General features: G+C 62.9%; 14 protein-coding genes. 1 reads left to right on the top strand and 13 read right to left on the bottom strand.

Going from position 1 to position 15670, the window contains the following annotated elements; translation table 11 throughout:
• Nucleotides 1–13: 13 nt before the first annotated feature.
• The 12 genes from D4Q51_RS01040 to D4Q51_RS00985 form a co-directional block, all read right to left on the bottom strand.
• On the bottom strand, nt 14–685 hold the full coding sequence (locus D4Q51_RS01040) for an OmpH family outer membrane protein (RefSeq protein WP_120075693.1): 672 nt from the start codon (nt 683–685) through the stop codon (nt 14–16).
• The gene (bamA, locus tag D4Q51_RS01035) at nt 685–3333 is read right to left on the bottom strand and encodes an outer membrane protein assembly factor BamA (protein ID WP_240624508.1); all 2649 of its coding nucleotides are present in this window, start codon (nt 3331–3333) and stop codon (nt 685–687) included. Before bamA ends, D4Q51_RS01040 begins: the two co-directional genes overlap by 1 nt.
• A gap of 265 nt (nt 3334–3598) precedes the next feature.
• Complete coding sequence (rseP, locus tag D4Q51_RS01030) at nt 3599–4672, bottom strand: RIP metalloprotease RseP (RefSeq protein WP_120075854.1); 1074 nt, start codon at nt 4670–4672, stop codon at nt 3599–3601.
• 52 nt (nt 4673–4724) lie between these two features.
• Nucleotides 4725–5885, bottom strand: coding sequence for a 1-deoxy-D-xylulose-5-phosphate reductoisomerase (locus D4Q51_RS01025; RefSeq protein ID WP_120075689.1), 1161 nt, complete (start codon nt 5883–5885; stop codon nt 4725–4727).
• Nucleotides 5882–6667 (bottom strand): phosphatidate cytidylyltransferase, encoded by a 786-nt coding sequence (locus D4Q51_RS01020; protein ID WP_120075687.1) that lies wholly within the window; start codon nt 6665–6667, stop codon nt 5882–5884. The genes D4Q51_RS01025 and D4Q51_RS01020 overlap by 4 nt, the downstream gene beginning before the upstream one ends.
• Complete coding sequence (gene uppS / locus D4Q51_RS01015; protein WP_120075685.1) at nt 6654–7334, bottom strand: polyprenyl diphosphate synthase; 681 nt, start codon at nt 7332–7334, stop codon at nt 6654–6656. Before uppS ends, D4Q51_RS01020 begins: the two co-directional genes overlap by 14 nt.
• Before the next feature lie 30 nt (nt 7335–7364).
• The gene (frr, locus tag D4Q51_RS01010) at nt 7365–7919 is read right to left on the bottom strand and encodes a ribosome recycling factor (protein ID WP_120075682.1); all 555 of its coding nucleotides are present in this window, start codon (nt 7917–7919) and stop codon (nt 7365–7367) included.
• Between the two features lie 5 nt (nt 7920–7924).
• On the bottom strand, nt 7925–8644 hold the full coding sequence (gene pyrH, locus D4Q51_RS01005) for a UMP kinase (protein ID WP_120075680.1): 720 nt from the start codon (nt 8642–8644) through the stop codon (nt 7925–7927).
• A 160-nt stretch (nt 8645–8804) separates the two neighbouring features.
• Nucleotides 8805–9731 (bottom strand): translation elongation factor Ts, encoded by a 927-nt coding sequence (tsf, locus tag D4Q51_RS01000; RefSeq protein ID WP_120075678.1) that lies wholly within the window; start codon nt 9729–9731, stop codon nt 8805–8807.
• Nucleotides 9732–9841: 110 nt separating this feature from the next.
• A complete protein-coding gene (gene rpsB / locus D4Q51_RS00995) occupies nt 9842–10615 on the bottom strand; it encodes a 30S ribosomal protein S2 (RefSeq protein ID WP_120075676.1) in 774 nt (257 codons plus the stop codon).
• Between the two features lie 452 nt (nt 10616–11067).
• Nucleotides 11068–12042, bottom strand: a complete 975-nt coding sequence (locus D4Q51_RS00990; protein WP_120075674.1) for a CDP-alcohol phosphatidyltransferase family protein — start codon at nt 12040–12042, stop codon at nt 11068–11070.
• On the bottom strand, nt 12039–12791 hold the full coding sequence (locus tag D4Q51_RS00985) for a phosphatidylserine decarboxylase (protein WP_120075671.1): 753 nt from the start codon (nt 12789–12791) through the stop codon (nt 12039–12041). The genes D4Q51_RS00990 and D4Q51_RS00985 overlap by 4 nt, the downstream gene beginning before the upstream one ends.
• A 93-nt stretch (nt 12792–12884) precedes the next feature.
• On the opposite strand from D4Q51_RS00985, the gene D4Q51_RS00980 reads away from it, so the two are divergent.
• A complete protein-coding gene (locus D4Q51_RS00980; RefSeq protein ID WP_120075669.1) occupies nt 12885–14225 on the top strand; it encodes an ABC1 kinase family protein in 1341 nt (446 codons plus the stop codon).
• Nucleotides 14226–14231: 6 nt separating this feature from the next.
• On the opposite strand, the gene D4Q51_RS00975 is transcribed toward D4Q51_RS00980, so the two are convergent.
• Nucleotides 14232–15635, bottom strand: coding sequence for a helix-turn-helix domain-containing protein (locus tag D4Q51_RS00975; protein WP_120075852.1), 1404 nt, complete (start codon nt 15633–15635; stop codon nt 14232–14234).
• Nucleotides 15636–15670 lie beyond the last annotated feature (35 nt).

Raw genomic sequence — 15670 nt, 5'->3', positions numbered from 1 at the left:
TACCGCTTGCTTCTTAGCGTCCGGACGTTGCCGGCTGCTGGGCACCGGCCTGAACCTGTGCCGCTGCGGCAGCTTCCTGCTGCGCACGCATTTCAGCCGGCAGCCAGCCATCGGGCGGAACGATCTGGGCCGAAGGGAGCAGCGAGTTGAGCTGCGCCAGCGTGGCTTCATTGAGGTTGTGGCTGGCTTCGGCGTGCAGGATGGTGTCCGGCGAGATCACGAGGGTGACGCCCTGCGCGCGCGCGGCATTCTGGATGGCAGTCCCAAGCTGGTCGCGAATCTGCTCTTCGACATAGGCCTGGCTCAGGGCGACAGGCGCAAGGATTTGCTGCAGTTCGTTCTGGCCGGTCTGCTGGATCTGCTGGATCTGTGCAGCCTGCTGCTGCAGCGCGGCCTGATCGGCATTCGGCTGCTGGCGTGCGGTGTTGAAAGCGGTGATCAACGGATCGAGCTGCGCCTGAATCGCTGCGCGGCGGGTTTCGGCCTGCTGCAACTGCGCGGCATAGGTTGTCTGGCGCTGAGTCTGTGCGGTCTGATACGCAGTGGAGTTTACCACCACGGCCTGGACGTTCACGAAAGCGACGCGCTCGTTCGACTGCGCTGCTGCCGGAGCGACAACCGCGGGTGCAACAACGCTCGCGGCAGCAAGCACGGCGCCAAGCGCCGATTTTGTGACAATATTCATTAGAATTGCGTTCCTACATTGAAGGAGAAGGTTTTGGTTTCGTCCCCGCGCTCCGATAGCACATCGTAAGCTACATCGATCCTGAACGGACCGAAGGGGGAGTTCCAGTTCACGCCGATACCGGCGGTTACGCGCGGCGACGGGGTATCGCCGAGGAATTCCTCGAAGAACGGCGGCAACTGGCGACCGATAGGTTCGTTGAGGCGGCCATCGGGAGCCACGGGGTTCGTTACGATCTCCTGGGCGATCACCTGGCCGTTGTCCCCAAGGGTAGCCTGCGAATAAAGAAGGTTGCCATCGCCATCCCGCTGCGGAATGAACAGGCCATCGGGCAGCGGACTTTGTGTCAGCTGTGGCGTGTCGACGCCGAAGACGGAACCGACATCGAGGAAGATCGACGGACGCAGGCCCAGTTCACGCGCGCCGGAGCCGAGAGGAATCTCGATCTCGGCACGGGCCAGATAATAGGCCTCGCCGCCTAGCGCATCATCCTGGTTGCGGCGATCGTCAAGCGGGATGAGCACCTGGTTGCCGTCCTCGTCACGCTCGTAGAACTGGCGCACGACACGCGGACCGACACCGCGGATATCGAAGCCGCGAATCTGTCCTTCACCAAGGAAGAAACGGTCGGTCAGCAGCACGTCGTCGCCCAGGCCATTGATGTAACCGCCCTCAAGACGCAGCGAACCGATGAAACCGGCGCCGAGCGGCCAGAACTTCGAAGCGTTCACTCGTGTGCGGAAATAGCGGGTGTCACCGCCAAGGCCGGCGAACTGGAACTGCAACTGCACGTTCTCGCCGCGTGTCGGGCGGATACGGCTGTCGAGCGTGCTGTAGTTGAGCGTGAGACCGAGGATCGACTGCAACCGGTCACCCAGCGCATCGCACAGGTAGCGGCCTGCAAGAAGCGGCTCGCACTGCGCCACGCCGTCACCGTCAAAGTCGGCAAAGAACTGCTGCTCGGCCACGGTCACTTCCTGGTAATTCAGCGTGTAGCTGCCCAGCAGGCTCATGTATTCTGTAAGCGGCACGCCCATGCGCAGCGAAATACCGGTGGTGGCCTGTTCATAGGTCGCGTTGTCGCGGTCGAAGTAGCCGTTGTTGTAATCCTGCCGGTAGATATCGAAGCCCAGTGCGATGTCGCGGTCGAACACCTTGGGTTCGGTGAAGCTGATGTTGGCCGAACGCGAATAGCGCGAATAGTTGATACCAAGACCGATGGTCTGGCCGCGCCCGCGGAAGTTGTTCTGCCGGATCGAACCGTTGAAGATGAAGCTCTCGAGCGACGAAAAACCGGCGGACAGCGACAGTTCGCCAGTCGGCTCTTCCTGCACGTTTGCCTGCAGGATGATACGGTCCGGACTGGAACCCTCGACCTGCTCGACTTCGAAATTCTCCTGGAAATAACCCAGTGAGTTGATGCGGGCAGACGAACGCGCGACCTGCAACGAGCTGAAAGCGTCGCCTTCCGCGATACGGAACTCGCGGCGGATCACCTTGTCCTGCGTCAGCGTGTTGCCGTTGATCTCGATCGCCTCGACATACACGCGCGGCGCATCGGCCACGGTGAAAGTCACGTCCATCGTGCGATCTTCGGGATTGCGGGTGATGCGCGGACGCACGTCGGCGAAGGCATAACCGAACGCCCCGGCAGTTTCCTGAAGGCCCTCTATCGTGTTGTCGACGAGCTCCGCGTTATACCAGTCGCCCGCTTCCATGCTGAGACCGGACGAAAGCCGCTCTGAAGAGAAATCGCGCAGCTGACTGACGACTTCGACGTCGCCGAACTTATAGCGTTCACCTTCTTCGACCACGTAGGTGATGATGAAGTCGCGCTTGTCCGGCGTCAGCTCTGCCACGGCGGAGACGACGCGGAAATCTGCGTAGCCTTCAGTCAGGTAGAACTGGCGCAACTTCTGCTGGTCGAACGCCAGGCGATCGGGATCGTAACTGGTGTTCGAACTGAATATGGCGAAGAGACTGTCCTCGCGCGTCACCATCTCGTCCCGCAGGTCCCCGTCGGAGAACACCTCGTTGCCGATGATGTTGATCTGGCGGACCTTGGACTTGGGACCTTCGGAAATCTCGAAGATCACGTCCACGCGGTTCTGGTCGAGCATGACCATCTGCGGCTCGACCGTTGCGGCGAAGCGGCCCTGGCGCTTGTACAGCTCGATAATGCGGGCAACGTCGGCGCGCACGCGGCTGCGAGTGAATATCTGGCGCGGCGAGAGATTGATCTCGGGCAGGATCTCGTCGTTATCAATCCGGCGGTTGCCCTCCAGGATGATGCGGTTGATGATCGGGTTTTCCTCGACCGTGATCACCACCGCGCCGGTGTCTTCGTTGAAGGCGATCTGGAAGTCGGAGAAAAGCTCGGTGCGCGATAGCGACAGCAGCGCCTCGTCAGCCGCGGCCGGGGTGTAACGGTCGCCGGGGCGAAGCTGGATATAGGAAACGATCGTCTCCGGCTCCAGACGCTGGGCCCCTGCGACAGCGATAGAGCGGATGATCTCGCCCTGCTCCTGCTGCACAGGTGCCGGAGTTGGAGCCGGCGTTGCCTGCTCTTCCTGCGCCGTAGCGGGCTCCTGCGCTTCGGGCGCATCGCCGTCCTGTGCCAGCGCCTGCGCGGGCATGCCTGCAAGCATGGTGCAACCCAACAGGGCCGCCGCGTAATGCTGGGAAATTATCGTCCTGGCCTTGGAACCCATTATCCGTCCACTCTTGTCGACACTATCGCATCGGCGAGGCTGGAAACTGCTTTGCCCACCCCCTGCGAGCATCAGTAACCTGCCTCAGTCGCGAACAGCGCCCTTGCCCGATGCCAGTCTGGCAATCAAGCGAAGTTGCCCCGTTTCGCGCGATAAGTGCCTTTCTATCCCCACTTCGGCCCACCTAGGGGCCTCGCGATACCTAGCTGCCGAAAATCGGCAATTTGGCAATATCGATGACGGTCACGAACAGCATCAAGGCCAGCACGAGAGCCATGCCGGTACGGAACGCCAGTTCCTGACTGCGCGGGCTGGCTGGCTTGCGACGGATCGCCTCGACCGCGTAGAAAGCCAGGTGCCCACCGTCGAGAGCGGGGATTGGCAGCAGGTTGATGAATGCCAAATTAAGTGAAATCAAAGCGGCAAAGCTGGTGAACTCGAGCCACCCGAGGCTCAGTTGCTCACCCGAAACCTTGGCAATCGTGATCGGGCCGCCAAGCTCCTGAACGGAGCGGTCGCCGACGATGATCTGCTTGATCCCCACCAGCATCATGTCGACCGTTTCGACGCATTGCTGCCAGGCGAGACCGATAGCGGCGATGGGACCGACTGTTTCGAAAACACGCTCGGCAGGCTGACCCTGCACGCCGATCAGGCCAATGACAGAGGCGTTGCCGAACTGGTCGGTGATCTCTTCCGCGCGCGTTGTGACAGGAATGGTGATGCGCGAGCCATCGCGCTCGACGGTGACGTCCAGTTCCTCGTTCGGATAGAGCCAGATCGCCTGCTGCACCTCGCGGAAAGTCGCCCTTTCCTCGCCTTCAATGGCAACGATCCGGTCACCGACTTCAATGCCGGCTTCCTGCGCCGGTGAATTCTCGGCGAATTCCGCGATGACGTTTTCCTGCTCGGCATTGCCGGTTACCGGCTGGCCGAAGATCATGAAGAAGGCGCTGAAGATAGCTATGGCGACAATAACGTTCGCTACCGGCCCGGCAGCAACGATCAACGCCCGTTGCCAAAGCGGCGCGTTCTGGAAGTCGCCTTCGCGCGCGGGTTGGTCCGGGTCGGGTTGGCTGGCCGGGTTCATGTCGCCCTGGAACTGTACGTAACCGCCCAGTGGCAGCGCAGAGAGCTTCCAGCGAGTGCCCCGCTTGTCGGTATAACCGGCAATTTCCTTGCCGAAGCCGACGGAGAACGCTTCTGCCCCGACGCCGAACCAGCGGCCGACGAGGTAGTGGCCAAGTTCGTGCAGCACGACCAGCGGGCCAAGCATCAGCAGGAAGCCGACGATGTAGACCCAGAACGGCAGCGTTTCGAAATTCACGTCAGGCTAACTCCAGCATTTCCCCGGCGCGAGCCCTCGCCTCCGCATCGACGGCGAGCACGTCGTCGAGCGTTTGTGGCGCAGGGGGCGCGTAATTGTCGAGGGTTCTGGCAGAGATTGCCGAAATTTGCGTGAACTTCACCTGACCGGCGAGGAAGGCAGCCACCGCCACCTCGTTCGCGGCATTGAGAACGGCGGGTGTACCGCCACCGGCATGTGCGGCCTCGCGGGCCAGCCTGGTTGCCGGGAACCGCTCTTCGTCGGGGGCGAAAAAGCTCAGTTCCCCGATGGTTGCGAGGTCCAGCGGCTTGCAATTGGTATCCATCCGCGCAGGGTATGCCAGCGTGGAGGCAATCGGCACACGCATGTCGCTGGGGCCGAGTTGCGCCAGCGTCGAGCCGTCGCGGTATTCCACCATCGAGTGGATCACGCTTTGCGGGTGAACAATGATGCGCAGACGATCGAGGCCGACCGGGAACAGGTGGAACGCCTCGATGAATTCCAGCCCCTTGTTCATCATGGTGGCGGAATCGACGCTGATCTTCGCGCCCATCGACCAGTTGGGGTGGGCAACGGCCTGTGAAGGGGTGGCAGCGTCCAGTTCTTCCCATGTCTTGGTCCGGAACGGGCCGCCGCTCGCCGTGAGCGTGATCCAGCGCACGTCCTCGAGATTGTTGCCCTCCAGGCACTGGAAAATGGCATTGTGCTCACTGTCGACCGGCAGCAGCGTGGTGCCATGCTTCGCGACCAGCGCGGTCATCACCTCGCCTGCGGAAACCAGCGCTTCCTTGTTGGCCAGGGCGACGGTGTTGCCCTGTTCTATCGCCCGCATCGTGGGCGCGAGACCCGCGCAGCCGACGATAGCGGCAACGGTAATATCGACCGGGCGGGCCGCGGCATCGCAGAGCGCCTCGCGGCCGCCAGCCGCTTCGATCCCAGTAGCTGAGAGGTGCTGCCTGAGTTCGGGCAGGCAGGCCTCGTCACCAACCACCGCGATCTCGGCGTCGAATTCGATGGCCAGCTTCGCCAGCTTTTCCGCCGAGCAATTGGCGCTCAGCGCGCGCACCGTCCAGTTGGCGCGATCGTTGCGGATCAGGTCGAGCGTGGAATCGCCGATGGAGCCGGTGGCGCCGAGGAGGGAAATGGACCGGGCTGCGCTCATGAACTACTCACTGTCATAAGGTGAGAGATAAGCACTGCTCCGGTTACATTTGCAACCGCCAGCAATCCATCCAGCCGATCAAATAGACCTCCGTGGCCCGGAATCAGCTTGCCCGAATCCTTCAGCCCGGCGCGGCGTTTCATCCAGCTTTCAAGGAAATCGCCAGCCTGCGCGACTACCGCCAGCAGTGCGCCGGCGATCATTCCGCCGACCAGAGGAATCGGCATCCCGGTGTCCTGAATGGAGATATAGGCCACGACAAGCGCTGCGCAGATCATGCCGCCGAACAGCCCCGCCCAGGTCTTCGATGGGCTGATGGCAGGTGCGATCTTCGGGCCGCCGATGGTACGGCCGCTGAAATAGGCGCCGGTGTCCGTCGCGATAACGATCGCGACAATGCCGATCAGCGCCCACGGAAGCCGTCCCTCAGATAGCCCCATGAGTTCATCGTTGCCGAGCGCGCCGATCACCGCCGCTCCAAACCCGATGTAGAGGACGCCAAGCAAGAGGGCGACTACGCGCCATATCAAGCTCTCGGTGATGCGCCATACGATCGCAGTCCATTCGAAGAACACGCCAAGACCCAGCAGGCCCGCAAAGATCGACCAGATCCAGCCCCCGGCCCAGATGGCACCGGACACGATGGCGAGCATCACCACCGCGCTGGCGGCGCGTTTCGGCAAGTCACCCGTGCGCACCGAAAGCGGTACGGTGACAGCCTTGCGGGCGTAGCGCTTCAGCCTGTCGCGCTTGCGTTCGTTCTCGAGGTCAGCGTCCACCATAGCGGCGCTCCCTCTTCGCGAATTCCTCGCACGCCTCGCGCAGGTGATCCTCGCCAAAATCCGGCCACAGCACGTCCATGAACAGCATCTCGGCATAGGCCGATTGCCACAGCAAGAAGTTCGACAGGCGAACCTCGCCGCTGGTACGGATCAGCAGGTCCAGCGGTGGGAGGTCGGCGGTGTAGAGGTGACGGTCTATCGCTTCGGGCGTCACATCGCCCTCCTCTGCCGCCAACCGCGCGGCGCGGGCGATTTCCTGCTGCGCACCGTAGTTCAACGCCACGGCAAGCGTGCGTTCGCCGTCTTTTGTGCGCTCCAGTGCGTCTTCAAGCCGTTCGACAATATCGGGCGCGAAGGCCTTGTAATCGCCGATGATCTTCAGGCGCACCTTGCGCGCAACCATGTCTTCCAGATTGGCCTCGATAAACCTGCGCATCAGGTTCATCAGGTCCGAGATCTCGCCTTCCTCTCGCTTCCAGTTCTCGCTGGAGAACGCGTAAAGCGTGAGGCATTCCAGCCCGAGGTTCTCCGCCGCCTGCACCGTGCGGCGCACCGCCTCCCCGCCCTGCCTGTGGCCCAGGGCGCGCGGCATGGCGCGCTTCTTCGCCCAGCGGCCATTGCCATCCATGATGATTGCCACGTGGCGGGGGTAGGAAGGGTTGGTCATGACAAGACAGCCGGTATCATCCGGCCTCGATTACTGGGTCAGGATTTCCTGAACCTTCTTCTCCACCGCCGCGTCGGTATCGCTCACGTACTTGTCGGTGAGCTTCTGCACCTCGTCTTCGAGGCGCTTGCGGTCGTCTTCGGAGATTTCCTTCTTCTTCTCGTCTTCCTTCAGCGCCTCGTTCGCATCGCGGCGCACGTTGCGGATGGCGATCTTGGCCTTCTCGCCATATTCGCCGGCCAGCTTTGCCAATTCCTTGCGGCGTTCCTCGTTGAGGTCGGGCAGCGGAAGGCGGATGGTCTGGCCATCCTGCATCGGGTTGAGACCGAGGTTGGCCTTGGAGATGCCTTTCTCCACGGCACTGACGTTCGCCTTGTCCCACACCTGCACGCTCAGCATGCGTGGCTCTGGCGCAGAGACGGTGGCCACCTGGTTGAGCGGCATCATGGAGCCGTAGACCTCGACCACCACGGGATCGAGCAGCGCGGTGTTGGCGCGGCCCGTGCGCAGGCCCGAAAGATCTCCCTTCAGGCTCTCGACGGCGCCGGCCATGCGGCGCTCGATATCGGCCTTGTCGTATTTCATCGCTTTCAGTCCTTCCTCACAATCGTCTGCACGCCCTCGCCCGCCAGCACGCGCGCCACGTTGCCCCGTTCGCGGATCGAGAAGACCACGATGGGGATGGCGTTGTCGCGGCACAGGGCAACGGCAGAAGCATCCATGACTTTCAAGTTATTTGCCAGCACCTTGTCATAGGTGACGGTTTCGAAACGGGTGGCATCGGGGTTGCGCTTGGGATCGGAGTCGTAAACGCCGTCCACGCTGGTGCCCTTCAGCAGCGCATCGCAGCGCAGTTCCGCCGCGCGCAGGGCAGCGCCGCTGTCGGTCGTGAAGTAGGGTGCGCCTACGCCTGCTGCAAAGATCACGATGCGGCCCTTGGCCAGGTGGCGTTCGGCACGGCGACGGATCACCGGCTCGCACACCTGGTCCATCTGGATGGCGCTCTGCACACGGGTATCGACGCCCAGTTGCTCCAGCGCGCTCTGCATGGCGAGCGCGTTCATCACCGTCGCCAGCATCCCCATGTAGTCCGCCTGCGCCCGGTCCATCCCCTGCGCCGCGCCTGCCATCCCGCGAAAGATATTGCCGCCGCCAATGACGAGGCAGATCTCCAGACCCGTTTCCTTCGCGGCCTTCACCTCTTCGGCAAGGCGCATGACGTAGGCGGGGTCGATGCCGAACTCCTGTTCCCCCATCAGCACCTCGCCCGAGAGCTTGAGCAGGATGCGTTTGGCGTCGGGCAGGAGCATGGGGGGAAATTCCTTCCAGGAAGCGGGGTTTGCGGGCTTCTAGAGCGAGCGGGTGAAACTGCCAAGGGTTCCGGCAGTGTTTTGTGTGGGCGCAGGACACGAAAAGGGCCGCCGAACATGCGTGTCCGGCGGCCCCTTCAAGCCTTTGCTGAGAAAGCGATCAGCCGCCGACGGCAGCAGCCACTTCTGCGGCGAAGTCGCTTTCTTCCTTCTCGATGCCTTCACCAAGCTGGAAGCGGACGTAGTCCTTCAGGACGATAGACGTACCGGCTTCCTTGCCAGCGGCGGCAACCACGTCGGCGATCGGCGTCTTGTTGTCGATCACGTAGACCTGGCTGAGGAGAGCGTTCTCCTTGGCGTACTTCTTGATCGCGCCATCGACCATCTTTTCCTGCACGTTTTCGGGCTTGCCGCTTTCGGCAGCCTTCTCGGCAGCGATCTTGCGCTCGCGCTCGATCACTTCGGGGTCGAGGTCTTCAGCGGTCAGCGCCAGCGGGAAAGCGGCGGCGATGTGCATGGCCAGTTGCTTGCCCAGCGGTTCCAGAACGTCTTCGCCGGCTTCGGATTCCAGCGCGACGAGCACGCCGATCTTGCCGAGGTTCGGGGCCTGCGCGTTGTGCATGTAGGGCACGATCAGGCCGTTCGAGACGGACACGGTCTTCATGCGGCGAACCTGCTGATTCTCGCCGATGGTGGCGACGTTGTCGGTCAGCTTGTCGGCCACAGTGCCGCCGTCCGGGTAGGATGCAGCCTTCAGCGCTTCCACGTCGTCGCTGTCCTGCGACAGGGCGACCTCGGTGGTCTTGCGCACGAAATCCTGGAACTTCTCGTTCTTGGCGACGAAGTCGGTTTCGGAGTTCACCTCGACGGCAACGCCCTTAGTGCCTTCGACGGCAACGCCGACGAGACCTTCGGCAGCGGTGCGGCTGGACTTCTTCTGTGCAGTGGCGAGGCCCTTGGCGCGAAGCGCGTCGATCGCGGCTTCGATATCGCCGTCGGCAGCTTCCAGCGCCTTTTTGGCGTCCATCATGCCCGCGCCGGTCTTCTCGCGCAGGGCTTTCACGTCGGATGCGGAAAATGCAGCCATGTCGTAATTCCTTCAGATTGGGTTTGTGCCGGTCCGCTGGGGGAGCGAACCGGCGCATTGTGCGTGAATTGTGACGCGCGGCTTACGCGGCGGCGATCACATTTCGAAGATCAGGCGTCGGCCTTGGCTTCTTCGGCAACGGCAGCCTCTTCGGGCGGCTGTTCCATGGCGCCGATGTCGGCACCCGAGTCCACCACGCCTTCGGTCTTGCCGGTGGTCGCGGCCTGGGCCACGGCGTCGCAGTACAGGCGCACGGCGCGGCTTGCGTCGTCGTTACCGGGGATCGGGAAAGCGATGCCGGTCGGGTCGACGTTGGTGTCGAGCACGGCGATCACGGGGATGCCGAGCACGCCGGCTTCCTTGATGGCCAGGTCTTCCTTGTTGGCGTCGATCACGAACATCACGTCCGGAATACCGCCCATGTCGCGGATGCCGCCGAGCGAAAGTTCCAGCTTGTCACGCTCGCGCGTCAGCTGCAGGACTTCCTTCTTGGTCAGCAGGCTGGTGTCGCCGGCAAGCTGCTCTTCCAGGTTCTTCAGGCGCTTGATCGACTGCGAAATCGTCTTCCAGTTGGTGAGCATGCCGCCCAGCCAGCGGTGGTTGACGAAGTGCTGGCCGCAGGCACGCGCGGCCTGTGCGATCGGCTCCTGCGCCTGACGCTTGGTGCCGACGAACAGAACCTTGCCGCCAGCACGCACGGTGGAGGACACGAAGTCTAGCGCGCGCGCCATCAGGGGCACGGACTGCGACAGGTCGATGATGTGAACACCGTTGCGGCTGCCGAAGATGTACGGCTTCATCCGCGGGTTCCAGCGGTGGGTCTGGTGGCCGAAGTGTGCGCCGGCCTCGATCAATTGCTGCATCGTGACGGTAGGTGCCGCCATAGGTAAATTCCTTTCCGGTTGAGCCTCTGGAAGACGGGGAACCGACCCTTGGGAACTTGCCCCGCGGGCGGCACCGGTATGTCAGTGCCTTCCATGTGGATTTGCCCTCTTCGGCAGAAACGGGAATCGCTTCTGCCCTTCAGGCGTGGCGGCCCTTAGCCCAGCAACATGGGGAAATCCACCTGTAAATTGCAAGTGCGGAACACAAGCGGAACAAAGTGCTTGACCGACAGGAACGAAATTGGAACAAAGAACGCATCAGGAACAAACAGGCGGTTCCGGCATTCGATGGTCGCCGGAGGGGCTTTGAGCCAAAGGATCACGGTTTATGGCATTTGCACTGGCGATTTCGATTTTCTTCGGACTGGTGGCAGCGATTGCCCTGCTCTCCTGCCACGCCTGCATCCGTTATGGCGTCGTCCGCTGGCGCCAGACGCGCCGCGAACTGGCCGCTATCGGTCGCGCTTCTCTTGCAGAGCCGCGTCCACTTCGTCGACCGCAAGAGGCTTTCGCCCGGATGGCGGCGTAGCGGTTTCCTCGTCGTCCGGCCCATTGTCCGGCACGTCGCCCGCAGCGGCAGCGCGCCGCTCCCGCTTCACCTTGGCATAGCCGCTGACCGACCAGACGATCAGCGCCATGTAGACAACGCCGATCAGCACCAGCGTCCACCAGGTTTCGATCAGCAGGCCGCCCACCAGCAGCCCGGCCACCGCGATGAAAGCGAGCTTGAAATCGCCGGACGGCGCGAGGGACTTCCAGCTGGGCGTCGCCATGTTGGATACCATCAGCACCGCAACCAGGATGATCCACGGGCCAACCAGCAAGGGTTCGCGGAAGATCGGCTCGCCCGTCGCCAACCAGAGATAGACCGGCATGAAGGCAAAGCCTGCTCCCATTGGCGCAGGAACACCCGTGAGATAGCCCGCCGACTTGTGCGGCTGTTCTTCCATATCGATCTGCGCGTTGAAGCGGGCCAATCGCAGAGCGCAGCAAATGGCATAAGCCAACGCCGCGAGCCAGCCGAGACGCGGCGCATCCACCAGCGCCCACAGGTAAAGCACCAACGCAGGCGCAATGCCGAAGCTGGCTGAATCCGAGAGGCTATCGAGCTCCGCACCGAAGCGCGACTGCGCCTTCAGCAGGCGAGCAATTCGGCCATCCATCGCGTCCAGCACGCCGGCAAGGATCATGGCGAAGACCGACTGCGGCCACTGCCCGCCGATGGCGAAAAGAATGCTGGTAAGCCCCGAACACAGTGCCGCCGCGGTGATCGCATTGGGCAAGACAGCACGCAGCGACAGTCCCTTCCCCGCACGCGACCGCGTTACCCGCTCATGCTCGCTGGCCTTGGGACCGAGCCATGCAGGACCGGCGGTTACTGTCTCGTCCTCATCAAAGTCTTTCGTGTCGTCCTGGCCTGGCCTCACTGGCTTACTCCTTCAAGCAGCCCTACCGTCCCGATCTCGGCCAGCACTGTCTCTCCTGCGATAACGCGCTGCCCCAGCAGCACTTTGGGTTCCGTCCCTGCGGGCAGATAGACATCCACCCGGCTGCCAAAGCGGATCAGTCCGACCCGCTGTCCGGCGGCGACGATATCGCCCGGCTTCACGAACGGCACAATGCGCCGCGCCACCATCCCGGCAATTTGCGTGAAGCCGATGGCGGTCCCGTCGCCCCGCTCGATCAGCACGTGCTGGCGCTCGTTCTCCTCGCTCGCCTTGTCCAGATCGGCATTCATGAAAGCGCCGGGGATATAGACGATGCGCCTGATCGTGCCCGATATCGGCGATCGGTTCACGTGCACGTCGAAGACAGACATGAAGATGGATATGCGCGTCACGGGGTCCTTGCCCAGCCCGCGGCCGCCATCCTCGGTCGCGTTCTGCAGTTCCGTCGGCGGCGTTACCTGCGAGATCAGCGTCACCAGACCATCGGCCGGGGACACCATCAGCTTGTCGCCCTGCGGCACGACACGCTCGGGATCGCGAAAAAAGGCAAAGACGCCAACCGCCAGCAACAGCAGCGGCCAGCCCAGCCAGTCCCAGTCGAAGATAACCAGCACCGCCAGCGCAATCGCCGTGGCGATCATGCCGAACTTGCGGCCCTCGGGATGGACCGGGGGTAAGCCCCACTCGGCATCGCCGCGACCGCGATTGTCTCTGAGTTCACCAGCCATCGCCTCTACCTATGCTGTTGCTGCTGCGCTCACAAGCGATACCGCCTTTTGTCCCCGCTGGCGTTTCGCTGCCGCGCACACCAGCTAATGTGAATGTCTGACAAGGATAACGATGGCGGCTCGCGCGCCGTTCCCGGCAGCCGAAGCGCGCGCCTTGGCCAATTCGGCCGACTGGCTGGAGGCTTGGCGGGCGGCGTCATGGCCGAAGGCGCCCGCCGACTGGCGGAAGGAAAGCGCCCTCGTCTCAATGAATTGCTCCTGACACCGGGCAACGTGGGCCGTGTGGCAGACCGGCTTTCCGAATTGCGCGGTGCGGCGATGAAGCTGGGGCAAATGGTGTCCATGGATGCAGGCGACGTGCTGCCGCCCGAACTGGCGCAGATCATGGCGCGACTACGGGAAAATGCCCATTCGATGCCGCCCAAGCAGCTTGAGGCCGTGCTGGCGAAGGACTGGGGCATTGGTTGGCGGCGCGAGTTCAAGTATTTCAACCCGCGGCCCCTTGCGGCGGCATCCATCGGTCAGGTTCACCGCGCCAAGACGCGCGACGGGCGCGACCTGGCGATCAAGGTGCAATATCCCGGCGTGCGCGAATCGATCGATGCCGATGTCGACAATGTGGCAACGCTGCTGCGCGTTTCGGGCCTGCTTCCCAAGCACATGGATATTGCGCCCCTGTTGGCAGAGGCCAAGCAGCAACTGCATGAAGAAGCCGACTATCAGCGCGAGGCGCGGCAGATGCAGGCTTACGGCGAATTGCTGGCGGGGGAGAGCGAATACATCGTCCCCGGCTTTCACGCCGATCTCACCACCACGAACGTGCTCGCAATGGATTTCGTGCCGGGCCGCTCCATCGATACGCTGGAGCACGAGCCGCAGGAAGTGCGCGACGCCATGATGGAGCGGCTGATCGCCCTCGTGCTGCGCGAACTATTCGATTTCGGCCTGATGCAGACCGATCCGAACTTCGCCAATTACCGGATCTCGGAGGACGGCGAAAAGCTGGTGCTGCTCGATTTCGGCGCCGCGCGCGAAGTATCGCCGCACATTACCATGAGCTATCGCCGGCTTCTGGCCGCAGGGCTGGCCGAAGATCACGAGGCGATTGCCGAAGCCGCGATTGCGGCGGGCTTTCTCTCTCGGCACACGGCAGACGCACACCGTGCCAACCTCGACAGGATCATCGCGGTGATCGTCGAGGAGCTCGGCAAGCCCGGCGATTTCGACTTCGGTGACCGGTCCTTCGTGAAGACAGTGCGCGAAGAAGGCATGGCCATCGCGCAGGACAAGGCTGCATGGCACTTGCCGCCTGCCGAGATGCTCTTCGCCCAGCGCAAGATCAGCGGCACTGCCCTGCTGGCTGCTCGCATGAAGGCAAAGATAGATATTCGGACAATGGTAGAGGCGAAGCTTGCCAGCCTGCCTTCCGGTTAGCGCGACCTATTCCATGGAAAAGTCGAACGGCACGCCGCTTTCGCGGAAGCGAACGGGCACGATCTCGCGGCCCATCGGCGGAGCGGATCGCGCAATACAGCGTGGGCGGTGACACAGGCGGCAGGCAACGCCTATCGGAGTAGGGTCGCTCTGTTTCAGCGCGTCGCCATAAGCCAGCTTGTCCATGTGCGTAGCCGAGCAGGCAATCGCCACGGACCTCACGACGCGCGGAACACCGAAAGCACCGCCACCGCCTCGCACCGTGCGCGCTATAGAGACGTATCGCTCGCCGTCGGGCAGTTCGATCAACTGCGCGTCGACTACGTTCTGCTGATCGAACACCGTGTGCACGTTCCACAGCGGACACCCGCCGCCATGCCGCGCGAATGGGAAGCCCGCACCGTCCAGCCGTTTCGAAACATTGCCCGCGCGGTCGACGCGCAGGAAGAAGAATGGCACGCCTTCCTCGCCGGGACGCTGCAAGGTCGTCAGCCGATGCACCGCCTGCTCGAAACTGACGGCGAAGCGCGAACACAGCGCCTCCACGTCATAGCGCAGGTTCTCGGCAGCCTTGGCGAAAGCGCGGTAAGGCATTAACAGCGCTGCGGCCCAATATGATTGCAGGGCACGGCGGACCAGCCGCTTGCCATCCTCGCTGGTGAGGCGACTTTCGGCCACGATGCGCGCGATCGGCTCTTCCTGTTCCAGAATGGCGATCTGCAAGGCCGCCTGAAACCGCCGCCCGGCCTGGTCGATCCGCTCCGACACATGGATGCGCCGCCGGTGATAGTCGTGCCAGCGCAGCGCGCCGCGCAGCAGCCCGTCATCTGTCAGGCGCAAGTCGAGCTGGTGGTTCTCGGCAAGATGATCCTTCATTGCGGCAAAGGAATCGAGTTTTTTCGATAGCGCGGCGGCGCTGTCGTCCAGTTCGGGGAAGCAGTTTCTCCGCGCAGCGAGAAACGCCCTCGCCTCGCCCACCGGATCGCTGGACGCCACTCCCGCGCTTTCGGTTGCCGCTGCATCACGGCGCTCGGCAAGGGCGAGTTGTTCCTCGCCGAACGCGGTGTGCAGGCGCAGCAGCGCCTCGGCCATGCCGGGGTAGCTGGTGGCGATATCCTCGATATCGAGGGGTTCGATGGCAATATCCGCGAACAGCGGATCGCGCAGGGCCGATTGCAGGCGGGCGGCAGTTTCGTCGGCGTCCTCGTCCGCCAGGTCTGCCACGTTGATGCGATAGGTGGTCGCCAGCTTCAGCAGCATCTCCGCCGTCACGGGGCGCTGGTTGCGCTCCATCAGCGCGATGTAGCTGGGCGAGATATCGAGATCGTTCGCCATGTTGGCCTGGGTCAGCCCCAGTTCGCGGCGCAATTTTTTCAGGCGGGGTCCGAGGTAGAGTGTCTTGGTAGCCATGGTCATTCCGGTGCGAGTGCGGTTGTTTACAACAT

Source organism: Aurantiacibacter odishensis, from assembly GCF_003605195.1.
GTDB lineage: Bacteria > Pseudomonadota > Alphaproteobacteria > Sphingomonadales > Sphingomonadaceae > Alteraurantiacibacter > Alteraurantiacibacter odishensis.
The sequence above is the reverse complement of the archived record's forward strand: the minus strand, read 5'-3'. Positions and strand labels throughout refer to the sequence as shown.